The following is a 12,466-nucleotide window of genomic DNA, read 5'->3' as shown; positions in this document are numbered from 1 at the left end:
GCTTTAACTGACAATAAATAAAAATTCCAAATTCCAATGACTTGATTCATCATGTTTGGAATTTGGAATTTTTTAATTTTGTGCTTTAAGCTGCTAAGCAACTAAACATTTTTCTTCAAAAGGAAAACCATCCTCGTCGATGGCAACTAACACCTTTTTTTGTTTGGAGGCCTCGAAGGTAAGATACAGCCACGCAAATGACCATAATCCGAGGGTTAAACAAAAAATCATGAAATTTAAACTGTGGTTGACTACTTTTCCGCCTTTAGAAAGAACTGCAAAAAGTAATTCATCATTTCTTTCTTCTAATGTAAATCCGTTATGAACTTTGTTTGATATCATATTGGAAAACACCTGTACACTTTGTTCCTGACTTAGCTTACTGCCTTTCATAATCATTTGTTTGGGTTTGTCTGCTACGTGATACTACTTTAAATTTCAATGGTTATAATAAAGCATCCTATCTTAGTAAACACTTACAAATCTCTTTTTATTGTATTTTGAAAGATATTTTTTGCATCTTTAGATCGAAAACAATATTAAAACGAAACATAAAATTAATTTTAATAAATTGAATTTCAAAGAAATGAGCAGAAAAATTTAAGATTATTTTCACATTTTTAATTTCTTACAAAAAGAAGCTAGCTTTTGTTCTTAATATTAAAAAATGGAGGCTCATAATCGTTTTTTAAATAATTCTCCGGAATAGTCGTGGTATTTCCGTCTCTAAGGGCACTGTAATGAGGTGACATTATCTCAATTCCCGCTGCATTAAATGAATCCTGAATATTTTGATGCAGGGAAGAATAAATTAAAGGCTGTTTGGTTGGATGTTTTGTGTAAACATTAATTTGGTACGAAACATAAAAATCATCTAAACTGGTTTGTAAAACAAAAGGTGTCGGCGTTGTTTCTATCGAATCTGTTTTCAATGCCGCTTCAATCAAAGCTTTATGAATAGATGCCCAAGGTACATCATAGCCAATTGTAACAGTAGTATGAATTAATAAACCATTATTGGTATTCTTTGTATTCGAAGAATAATTTGTCGAAGTACTCGATAAAACTGTAGAATTAGGAATAGTAATATCTTCAAATTTTGTCGTCCTGATTCGGGTTACCAAAGCTGTTTTTTCTATGACCTCGCCGCTTACATCCGCAATTTTTATAAAATCGCCAATCTTAAACGGTCGCATATAAGTGATAACTAATCCTGCTACCATATTAGCAATCGCATTTGAAGAACCTAATGAAAACAGGATACCCACAAATACCGAAACACCTTTAAAAATAGGAGAATCTGAACCCGGCAGATAAGGAAAAATGACTACGACCATAAATGCCAAAAGCAGAAATCTGATAATATTAAATGTCGGCATTGCCCAATCGCTGTAAAAACCATCAATTTTAATATTCTCTTTTTTTATTTCATCAAAAAAGAATCGGATTACTTTTATAGTATATTTAAAAATAAAGATAATCACGATTATAGTCACTAAACTAGGCAGGAAATGAACAAAGCCCATTACGGCTAATTTTGCCGGAGAAAGAATCCAATGCAGTAAAGTTGTCGTGTAAGCTTCTGTAGCCGGAAAAATGCTGAATAATGCAGGCAGCGAAAGATAAACAATCAAAATCAGTGTAATCCCTTTTATTAAACTATACAACCGCATTAATAACGATTGCTGTTTTTGAGGCGAAAGGATATTTATATTATTATAACTAAAACCTTTAAAATACCGATCGCTGTTTTTTAAGATATAAAGTTTTATTCTGTTAAAAATCTTCCCTGTAAAATACAAAACAAGCCCTATAATCAGTACCAGCAATGCCGTATAACCAAGCCTTTTTGGCAACATCGAATAGTTTTCATTCTGATAAATAACGGCACGTTTTATAAGGTTGCTATTCCGTTTTGCAATAAAGTCAATAGTCTGGTTTTCTGCTTTTGCATCGACTTCCAAAATAGACATAATAATAAAATCATTTTTATATATAATGTCCTGAGAGATATCAGATGGAACCACCAATAAAGAATCTTTTTCGAAAAAAGAATCTTCATACAACTTTCTGATTTTTTCTGTAATGGCGTGCGCTCTGTTTTCGGCAGAAAACGACCCCACTTTATTGTAAACATAAAAAAGCGTATCCTTAAAGGGAACAACCGGGTAAGCTTTTAATTTCACCTTGAGATCACTTTTATTTAAAGTGTCCCGAGTATTTTGAGCAAATGAAACCGAATAAAATGAAACAACTAAAAGGACTAAAAACCATAGTAATTTATTTCTCATATTCATTTTATATAAAGTTAGTGGTACTTACTAACAAATATAAAAACAAAATAGATTCAAAAATAAATTAGTTCTCAGTTTCTAAATAAAATCGTACTAAATTTTAATTCCAATTTTTCGCAGCAGCATATCTATCACTTTATTAATATCCGGAGAGATATTAAATCTGTAATTTAAATAAACATACACAATCGTTACCAATATTGATTTTAAAGCAATACTGATAAGCTGGAAAAACGGAAACTCCCAAAAGTAAAACACCAGAAACAAGATAAACGTTAATACCATCGAGGAGATTGTTTCTTTGGTAAACGGATATAAATTAAGCTTTTTAACCACGAAAAGAAGTTTTGCCAAACTGTATAAAGTAATCGACAATAAAGTAGCAAAAGCAGATCCGAATATTCCAAAAATTGGAATAAAAATCATGTTTAAAACTACTGTCAGTACAACCAGCATTAATCCTAAATACAATACCATTCGGTAATATTTAGTATTAAAAATGATTGCGTTATTGTTTCCTAAAATTAAATCGAAATATTTAGACAAACCTATCATAAATACAACTGCAATTCCGCCGCTGTATTCTTTTGGAACTAACTCGTATAATTGATTAATATTTACGAATATACAAAGCATTACAAAACCACCCACAATCTGCAGGTTTATAGACGTTTTTTTATAAAGCTGATTCAACTCATCGTGTTTATTCTCGTGCATTAATTTTGCTGTAATTGGATACACAATTTGATGCATGGCACGGCTTGGAACAGAAATTACCAAAGCAATATAGGTAGCAACAGAATAGAAGGCGATATTTTCAATCTGCATATATTGGTTTAATATCATCTTATCTCCATCTAAAAGTAAGTTTGCAACGCTTCCAGATAAAATAATATAAAAAGTATAGACTAATATATCTTTTGTATTTGTTGGTATTGTAAATTGAAAAGTTGGTTTCTGGATACTAAATGCATATAACATGGTTACCAAAAATGCTAAAAAGTATAAAACTGCTGTTGCGTATACAAAGCCTTCTACACTAAGCCAACCGTAGTAAACGCCTATTAACAGAAATAATGAAAATAATCGTAAACCTACTTCCTTAATAAAGTTTCCAAAAACGGAATGCATATTTACTCGGAGCCAGGCATAAAAAATTTCAAAATAAGCCATACACAATCCTATAAATGGGATTAACCAGATATAACTTTTTACAATCGCATTCTTTTTAGACACAAAGAATATAATCTCATCATAAAAAACAAGACCAATTAGTAAAAGCGGGATTATTAAGAGTAATGGGAATAAAACGGTAAAGGATAAAAAACGGGATTTTTCTTCGTCTGTTTGGTATTGCGAATAAAATTTAACCAAAGTGTTCTGCATTCCAATAGCAAACAAAGGCATAATCACATTTGCCGCAGACGTAATATAATTTGTTAAACCATAAAAAGTAGCGCCCAAAAAAACAGGATATAAATAAAGTGTATTGATCGCCCCAATTCCAAAGCCAATGTATGTTATAATAGTGTTTTTAAAAGACTGGTTTAAGACAATACCCATTTTTTGATTGCAGAGTTTAAATTGTAGCCCCGATAGCTATCGGGGTAGATTTTTTGTTAACTTTTGAAACTATTGTTTTTAATTAATCAGCTGTACTAATTGTTTAGTCAGGTTTTTTCTTGAATATTGTTGCAAACCAACACCATTAGCTTGTAATTTCCCTTCTAAGAATTGATTATAAAAGTCCAAAATTACACTTTTTAATTTCGCTTTTTCTGAATAATCAAAAAATACTCCTGTATTGGTTTCTTTTATGATATCGGCAAAATCAGAACCTTCAGGTCCAATGGCAATAATTGGACGGTTTGATACCATATATTCAAACAATTTCCCCGGAATAATACTTTTTGTATCTTCAGAATTAATCTCAATTAAAAGTAAAACCTGAGATTTTTTTTGGTGGGCAATCGCTTCATTATGCGAAACATATCCTAAAAGATTCAAATAATCATTCAGTTTAAAATCTTCTATAGCATCTAAAACTTCCTGACTTACGGCTCCAATTAACTTAATTTCTAAATGAGATTTAAAATCAGGGATTTCCTGAAGCAGTTCAACCAGACATTCCCATAAAAACTTAGGATTTCTGTCTGACAAAAATGATCCAATATGAGCAAGGGTAAACTTTGTATCCAAAGGCTGTTTTTCGACCTTTTCAATATCGTAACCGTTTGTAATTACTGCTATTGGTTTATTGGTAATGGCCTCAAATTCTACTTTTGTAGTTTTACTTGTTACAATAATAGTATCGGCAGCATTCAGCACTTTATGTTCTAAATTTTTATGTTTTTTGGCAGCGTAACCAGACAAACGAAGTGCTTTATGATACCCAATCGTTGTCCATGGATCACGGAAATCAGCGAACCATTTTACATTTAGTTTTTCTTTTAATTCTAAACCAATTAAATGCAGACTATGCGGAGGCCCGGAAGTAACTATCGTATCAATATTGTTTTCTTTGATGTATTTTTCAAGATAAGCGACAGAAGGTTTTACCCAAAAAACGCGGGCATCCGGAATAAATAAATTACCGCGTACCCAAAGAAAAGCTTTGTCTAAAAAAGTCTGCTTTTTTTTATGTGGAAAAATTCCGGAACTGATTTTCTTGGTTTTATTTTTTGAAAAAACAGAAGCCAATTGGTAAGGCTCCCAAATTTTGTTTTTAAGAACAATTACTTTATCTGATATTTCGCTTACCAAACCTTCATCAACAATTGGATATGTTGGGTTTTCTGGAACATAAACAATGGGCTGAACGCCAAAATCAGGCAGGTATTTTGTAAATTTCAGCCAGCGCTGTACTCCCGGTCCGCCAGCTGGAGGAAAGTAATACGTTATAATTAAGAGCTTTTTTTGTTCCAATGAAAATCGATTATTGTTTTAAAATGTAAACTGAGACTGATTACTGAGACTGCTCACTAAACTTCTTTCTCTCGAAATAAACTCCTCCAATTAAAAGCAGGAACATTCCAATTGAACTAACCAAATTAATTGTTCCTCCGGTTTTTACAACTTTTGGTTCAAACTTAAATTCGATTGTATGTTTTCCGCCGGGAACTTCCATTGCTCTTAAAACATAATCTACAGGAAAATGATCCGTTAATTGTCCGTCAATATAAGCGTTCCATCCGTTTTCATAATACATTTCAGAGAAAACAGCTAAACCATCTTTTCCGTTATCTGATTGATATTTGATGTAGTTTGGCTTATATTGAACTAATTTTATTGTTCCGGTTGTATCCCATTGTTTTTTCATTCGGGCATTTTTAAATTTACCTTCATGATCGTGAACATTAAAAACTGCTACTTCTTTAGTATCCAGATGATCTAATGCTTTCATAACATCATCTGGTTTATTAACCAGTTTTAATGCGCTTACAAACCAAGCATTTCCATTTGCATCCGGATTTATGGTTGGAATTTCTTTTCCTTCTTTATCTGTCTGAATTACATACTTAACATTTAACATATTAAGCACTTCCAGATTGTTTTTAGCAATTTGATAATCAAATAACTGCTGCATTCTTCTTGGTTTCGCAGCGTGATAACCACCTATAGAATGATGAAAATAAGAAGCTCTTGCGCTTGACATATTTCCGTTTACTTCAAAAACTCTATAATGAGTCGTATCTTCTAAAATTTTAGCATCGGCAGGTGTTTCCTGAAATGGAGCCGCAATTTGAACCGGACTAACAAAATCTTTAGCCGAAACATATTTTTTGTCTACAAAAAACAAATCAAAAATCATTAAAACAGCCACAATAACCAATGCTGTAGTTTGTGAAAATTTCTTTTTAATAAACAGCCATAATACACCAAAAGTAACTACTATAAAGAATCCTGAGCGAAGTAAATCGGCAGAATATAAAGACATTCTGTCTTCTTTTAAAGCATCTACAAATGCTGGTCCGTAACTTTGTAAGAAATAATTATCGCTGCTTCCTGTAAAGTGGAAAAATCCTTTTGCAAATACTAGAATTAAAATAACTCCCAAACCAAAAACTCCGGTTTGTATAAGTGCTTTTTGCTGTAATTTAGGTTCTTCTTTTGCTTTAAAAAAGGATTGAATTCCCATTACTGCCAATACTGGAAAACATAATTCTAAAATGACCTGAATAGACGATACAGCTCTAAACTTATCATACATCGGAACATAATCAATAAAGAAATCTGTTAACAGAGAAAAGTTTTTACCCCAAGAAAGCACCAATGAGAATAATGCTCCTGAAAGAAATACATATTTTATTTTTCTATCATCAATAAACAATGCCAAAACTGCGAGGAAAAACACCACAACACCAATATATGCCGGTGCTGCCACAATTGGCTGATCTCCCCAATAAGTAGGCATTCCTGAAACGAAATCTTCTGCCTGACTTGCCGGTACTCCCTGCTCTAACATAAAAGAATACATACGGCTGTCTACTCCTACATTTTCATGATTTGAACCTCCAAAAATTCTAGGAGCAATAAGGTTGAAACTTTCGGCAATTCCGTAACTGTATTCAGTAATATATTCACGGCTTAATGCATTTTCGTTTGCTTTTTTTGTTCCGTCAGGATTAAAAGTTAATTCGCTGTTGCTTCGTGTACTAAATTTAGCATATTCACTTGTTGCTAATAAATTGGCCGCATTGGCACCAATGGCAAAAATACCTGCCACGGCAAGGGTTCCAATTGCAATTAAAAGCGGTTTGTATTCTTTATCTTTTATAAAATTGAAGGCATAATAACCTGAAAGTATCAATAAGAATATCAATAAATAATAGGTCATTTGAAAGTGATTGGCATTAACTTCTAATGCAACCGCAAACATGGTGAGCAAGCCTCCCCAAATGTATTTTTTCTGAAAAACGAGTATAAATCCGGCTATAACCAATGGCATATAAGCAATGGCATGCGCTTTTGCATTGTGCCCAACACCCAGAATAATAATTAAATAGGTCGAAAAACCAAACGCAAGTGCGCCTATAAAAGCTTTTAAAGGGTCTGTTTTTAAAACCAATAACAAACCATAAAAGCCTAAAAAATATAGAAATAAATAATCAGCCGGACGTGGTAAGAAACGTAAAACATCATCTATTTTCCCCACAACATCATTAGGATAATTGGCTCCTAACTGATACGTTGGCATTCCGCCAAAAGCCGAATTTGTCCAATAAGGCTCTGCATGTTCTGCGGCTCTAAAGTCATTTTGCTCTTTGGCCATTCCGGTGTATTGAGCAATATCAGACTGGAAAATTTGTTTTCCCTGTAGAACCGGATAAAAATAAATTAAAGAAACGAGAATAAAGCCCAGTACTACAAGGGCGTGCGGATAGAATTTATTTACTATTTTCAATTTTGGCTGGTTTGGTTAAATGATGAATCCTGCTTATTAAGGATGCAAACTTAATCTATTTCTTCGTAATCAACATAATCGCCCACTTTTTTGGTTTCGCGCGGCTTTTTTGCATTAGCAGTATCGATGATTATCTCATCATTATTGTTAGTGCGTGTTTGCTGCCATGTGTTATTCTGGCCGTATTGTTGTTGTCTTTGAAAATTCTCTCCTGCTTTTTCAACTGCTTTTTTTACCAATACCGGTAAAAAGATTCTAGCCAAAAATTTAAAAATATAATAAAACGCAATAATCCACATTATCGTTTTAAACAAATTTGTAAAAGATGCTTCTTGCATGATCATATAATTTTTTTCCAAAATTAGTAAATCCGTTGTTTAAAATTAAAATATCAATCTTAAATAAATAATAAAATATAGTACATTTGAATTGCGTTATTATTTTTCTAATCCCCAAATAATTATGTTGAAAATTAAAAAATTACTTTTTACCGCTCTTTTTTTAACACCGCAAATTTTCTTTGCTCAATACACTGATGTAATTAATTCCAACCGTCCGGGCGAAACCATGTCTGCTTATGCAGTTGGAAAATCAGTTATTCAAGGCGAAATTGGCGTGTATGCAATTAAAGAAAAACACGATTTATTAGATTACGACGCTTCTGGTTTTGGTACCGATTTAAGCATTAGATACGGTGCTTTTCTTGAAAAGCTGGAGTTTGTTTTGGATGTTCAATATCAAAGGGAAAACTTCGACACACCTTATACCAGCTATAAAAAGAACAATTTCAGACAAACCGTTTTAGGAGCAAAATACCTAATTTACGATCCTTACAAAAACTATACAAGAGAAGCTAATATTTACAGCTACAAAGCCAATCGAAACTTTCAATGGCGCGAATTGATTCCGGCTGTTTCGATTTTTGCAGGAGCTAATTTTGTGGGTGCTGATAATCCGTATTATTTTTCTCCGGACGGTGCCATTTCTCCTAAGATTTCCCTTATTACTCAAAACATGTTAGGAGGCGGATCATGGGTTTTTGTAACGAATATTATTGCCGATTATATAAGTACGGATTATCCAAGTTATGGTTATATTTTAACTCTTACTCACGGATTTAACGACAGATGGTCTGGTTTTGTAGAAAATCAAGGATATAAAAGCGATTTTTACAGCGATGCCATCGTGCGCGGCGGTGCAGCTTTTCTTTTGTCTCGAAATATGCAAATTGATGCTTCTATAAGCACCAACTTTAAAAACACACCTTCTGTTTTATATGGCGGCGTTGGTTTTTCATGGCGTTATGATGGCTGGTATAAAACCAAACAAATTGAACTAAAAAACAGAGATAGAGCGAAAAAGAACCCTGACAACAAAAAAGAAATTGATTATCAGGAAAAAGAACGAAAACGTAAAGCCAAATACGAATAAATAAACAATAAAAATATCTCTTAATCAAGAGCAAACAACAAGTTAATGATTACAATTAAAGAAGCCATAACCAAAAAGGAATTAACAGATTATATCAAATTTCCGTTTTCACTTTATAAAGACAATCCGTATTGGGTACCGCCCATTATTGCAGATGAATTAGAGTCATTTGATAAAACTAAAAATCCTGCTTTTGATAATGCCGAAGCTTATTTTTACCTGGCTTATAAAGACAATGAAATTGTTGGAAGAATTACAGCTATCATTAATTGGGCAGAAGTGAATAACCAGCATAAACGAAAAGTTCGTTTTGGATGGTTTGATGTTATTGATGATATTGAAGTTACCAAAGCGCTTCTTGAAAAAGTATATGAACTAGGCCGAAAACATAATCTTGAACATACCGAAGGTCCAATGGGTTTTTCAAACCTAGACAAAGTAGGTGTTCTTACCGAAGGTTACGATCAGATGGGAACTATGATTACATGGTACAATAATCCTTATTATGTAACTCATTTTGAACAATTAGGCTTTCAGGTCGAGAAAGAATATATCGAAAGTATTTTCCCTTTTTCTAATGTAAAACCTGAATTTTTCTTAAAAGCGCAGGAGTTAATTAAAAAACGCTACGGACTTCGCTCCTTGACATTTACCAAAACAAAAGACATTATGCCTCATGTAGACAAAATGTTTGATTTGTTTAATGAATCGTATGCAAAACTAGCTTCATTTGTAGCTATTTCAGATGTTCAGAAAGAATATTTTAAGAAGAAATACATCAGCTTTATTAATCCGGAATACATAAAATTTGTAGTCGATAAAGATGATAATCTGGTTGCTTTCAGCATTGTAATGCCAAGTTTTAGCGAAGCATTGCAAAAAGCAAAAGGAAAACTTTTTCCGTTTGGTTTTCTTCATCTGCTTAAAGCAAGAAAGAAAAGTAAAGATGTCGTTTTTTATCTTATCGGTGTTCATCCTGATTACCAAAATAAAGGCGTTACCGCGATTATTTTTGATGAATATTACAAAACTTTTTCAGAGAAAGGAATTCAAAATTGTATTAGAACTCCAGAATTAGCAGAGAATACGGCAATTCATTTACTGTGGAAAAACTTTGATCCTAAAATTCACTGTCAAAGAAAAACGTATTTGAAAAATCTCTAGAAGAGTTTTCAGTTTTCGGTCTCAGTTTTCAGCTTTTCCCGAGATTATATAAAAACATAAAAAATCCATTCGCCCCCAAACGAATGGATTTTTTGCATTCATAACAATTCATTATTCCACTTTGCAATCTACTTTGACCAATGTGTTTTTCTGGTCAAATTTTAGTTTTGTTTTATCTTTAAAAGTTACTTTATCATTGGCTTGTACAACATCTCCATATCCTTCAATAAAGGTATTTTCTCTTTGTAAAAAAGCAACTTCTCTTACTGATGAAACTCCTTCAGAATTAAAAGTATAATCGGCAATTAAAGTATCGCCTTTCATGTTTCCGATTAAAGTTCCTTCGTTTTTATCTTTCCCTACTAAGTTATAGCTTAATTTTCCGTTTACTTCCTGATGAGAGTTTACATTAAAGCTCATCTCAATAGTACTTCCATTCGATTTCCACGTATAACACTGATCTCCTGCCGGTTCCGCAATTTCAGCTTCTTTTGGCGGACTTGGAGTAATTTGTACCGGCTCTGTCGTTGTAGTTTCTTTTTTACAGGAAATAAAAACCGTTAAAATAAGAGTTGATATTGCTAATACTTTTTTCATAATAGTTATTTTTATTTTGTGATTATGATATAAAGTTAACTTAAATAAAAAAAAATCCATTCGTTCTACGAATGGATTTTTTTACATAATTTCCACTTAAGGAAATCTATTTTTAAATTAATTACGAAACGTCTACTGTAGTACGTTCTGCAATATCTTTATAAGTTCCGTTTACTAATTTCTCGCGAATCGCTTCGAAAGCCGTTAACGTTTCATCAATATCAGCTAAAGTATGAGAAGCTGTTGGAATCATTCTTAACAAAATAATTCCTTTAGGTATAACCGGATAAACAACAATAGAAAGGAAAATACCGTAGTTTTCTCTTAAATCGTTAACCATTACCATTGCCTCAGGAATACTTCCTTCAAGGTAAACCGGAGTAATACAAGTATTTGTATCTCCAATATTGAATCCTTTTTCTCTTAAACCGCTTTGTAATGCATTTACATTCTCCCAAAGTTTGTCTTTAATTTCAGAAGAATTACGCAATAACTCTAAACGTTTTAATGAACCAATTGTCTGGATCATTGGTAACGCTTTAGCAAACATCTGCGAACGTAAGTTGTATTTTAAATAGTCAATAACTGTTTTATCTGCTGCTACAAAAGCACCAATATTAGCCATAGATTTAGCAAAAGTAGAGAAGTAAACATCAATATCTGCCTGAACTCCCTGCTCCTCACCTGCTCCGGCACCTGTTTTACCAAGTGTTCCAAAACCGTGTGCATCATCTACTAACAAACGGAAATTGTATTTTTGCTTCAAAGCAACAATTTCTTTTAGTTTACCCTGCTGTCCGCGCATTCCAAAAACACCTTCGGTAATAAATAAAATACCTCCGCCTGTTTCTTCTGCCATTTTAGTAGCACGCTGCAGGTTTTTTTCCATACTTTCAAGATCGTTGTGCTTGTAAGTAAAACGTTTACCCATGTGCAAACGAACACCATCAATGATACAAGCATGCGAATCTACATCGTAAACAATGATATCATTTTTAGTAACCAAAGCATCAATAATAGACACCATTCCCTGGTAACCAAAATTCAATAAATAAGCTGATTCTTTCATTACAAAAGCAGCTAATTCATTTTCTAATTGCTCATGATAAGTCGTGTGTCCAGACATCATACGAGCACCCATAGGGTAAGCTGCACCATACTGAGCCGCAGCATCTGTATCGGCTTTACGAACTTCAGGATGATTTGCTAAACCTAAATAATCATTTAAACTCCAGTTTAGAATATTTTTTCCATGAAATGTCATTCTAGGACCCAACTCTCCTTCTAACTTTGGGAAAACATAATAGCCTTCTGCCTGCGAAGCCCATTTTCCTAAAGGTCCTTTATTGTCCTGAATTCTTTCGAATAAATCTTTTACCATAATATAGTGTAGTAATTTTTTAACTTAATCAGCGAGCAAAAATAATCATTATTATTCTAAAATTCAGAGAGTCATTTATTTTTATTAAAAAATATTCAACATTCCGCTCTATCCCTCTAAACTAGAACTTTTAGTTCACAATATAAATAAAAAGCAGTAAGTAAATCATGACTTTTATCACAATAAAAGACAGAT

Annotated in this window: 10 protein-coding genes; 2 read left to right on the top strand and 8 right to left on the bottom strand. The window is 32.8% G+C overall.

Annotation, left to right across the window (positions count from 1 at the left end):
- Nucleotides 1-93 precede the first annotated feature (93 nt).
- The 6 genes from AC1RRQ_RS02495 to AC1RRQ_RS02470 all read right to left on the bottom strand — a co-directional run bounded on the left by AC1RRQ_RS02495 (nucleotide 94) and on the right by AC1RRQ_RS02470 (nucleotide 8,036).
- The gene (locus AC1RRQ_RS02495) at nucleotides 94-393 is read right to left on the bottom strand and encodes a DUF8108 domain-containing protein (protein ID WP_493021100.1); all 300 of its coding nucleotides are present in this window, start codon (nucleotides 391-393) and stop codon (nucleotides 94-96) included.
- A gap of 248 nt (nucleotides 394-641) precedes the next feature.
- Complete coding sequence (locus AC1RRQ_RS02490; RefSeq protein ID WP_493021098.1) at nucleotides 642-2,291, bottom strand: mechanosensitive ion channel family protein; 1,650 nt, start codon at nucleotides 2,289-2,291, stop codon at nucleotides 642-644.
- A 96-nt stretch (nucleotides 2,292-2,387) separates the two neighbouring features.
- Nucleotides 2,388-3,857 (bottom strand): oligosaccharide flippase family protein, encoded by a 1,470-nt coding sequence (locus tag AC1RRQ_RS02485; RefSeq protein WP_493021096.1) that lies wholly within the window; start codon nucleotides 3,855-3,857, stop codon nucleotides 2,388-2,390.
- A 78-nt stretch (nucleotides 3,858-3,935) separates the two neighbouring features.
- Nucleotides 3,936-5,219, bottom strand: a complete 1,284-nt coding sequence (locus AC1RRQ_RS02480) for a glycosyltransferase family 4 protein (protein WP_493021094.1) — start codon at nucleotides 5,217-5,219, stop codon at nucleotides 3,936-3,938.
- A 40-nt stretch (nucleotides 5,220-5,259) separates the two neighbouring features.
- Nucleotides 5,260-7,698: a YfhO family protein gene (locus tag AC1RRQ_RS02475; RefSeq protein WP_493021092.1), complete on the bottom strand. Its 2,439-nt coding sequence runs from the start codon at nucleotides 7,696-7,698 to the stop codon at nucleotides 5,260-5,262.
- A gap of 50 nt (nucleotides 7,699-7,748) precedes the next feature.
- Nucleotides 7,749-8,036, bottom strand: coding sequence for a DUF4834 family protein (locus AC1RRQ_RS02470; protein ID WP_493021090.1), 288 nt, complete (start codon nucleotides 8,034-8,036; stop codon nucleotides 7,749-7,751).
- Between the two features lie 124 nt (nucleotides 8,037-8,160).
- On the opposite strand from AC1RRQ_RS02470, the gene AC1RRQ_RS02465 reads away from it, so the two are divergent.
- The gene (locus AC1RRQ_RS02465; RefSeq protein WP_493021088.1) at nucleotides 8,161-9,129 is read left to right on the top strand and encodes a transporter; all 969 of its coding nucleotides are present in this window, start codon (nucleotides 8,161-8,163) and stop codon (nucleotides 9,127-9,129) included.
- Nucleotides 9,130-9,174: 45 nt separating this feature from the next.
- The gene (locus AC1RRQ_RS02460; RefSeq protein ID WP_493021086.1) at nucleotides 9,175-10,293 is read left to right on the top strand and encodes a GTP cyclohydrolase; all 1,119 of its coding nucleotides are present in this window, start codon (nucleotides 9,175-9,177) and stop codon (nucleotides 10,291-10,293) included.
- A 111-nt stretch (nucleotides 10,294-10,404) separates the two neighbouring features.
- Here the strand turns inward: AC1RRQ_RS02460 and AC1RRQ_RS02455 are convergent, their stop codons facing one another.
- Nucleotides 10,405-10,890, bottom strand: a complete 486-nt coding sequence (locus AC1RRQ_RS02455) for a hypothetical protein (RefSeq protein ID WP_493021084.1) — start codon at nucleotides 10,888-10,890, stop codon at nucleotides 10,405-10,407.
- A 121-nt stretch (nucleotides 10,891-11,011) separates the two neighbouring features.
- The gene (gene capB, locus AC1RRQ_RS02450) at nucleotides 11,012-12,271 is read right to left on the bottom strand and encodes a cysteate-C-fatty acyltransferase (RefSeq protein WP_493021082.1); all 1,260 of its coding nucleotides are present in this window, start codon (nucleotides 12,269-12,271) and stop codon (nucleotides 11,012-11,014) included.
- Nucleotides 12,272-12,466 lie beyond the last annotated feature (195 nt).

It is taken from the genome of Flavobacterium sp. GW821-FHT12A05 (assembly GCF_058807735.1).
The sequence above is the reverse complement of the archived record's forward strand: the minus strand, read 5'-3'. Positions and strand labels throughout refer to the sequence as shown.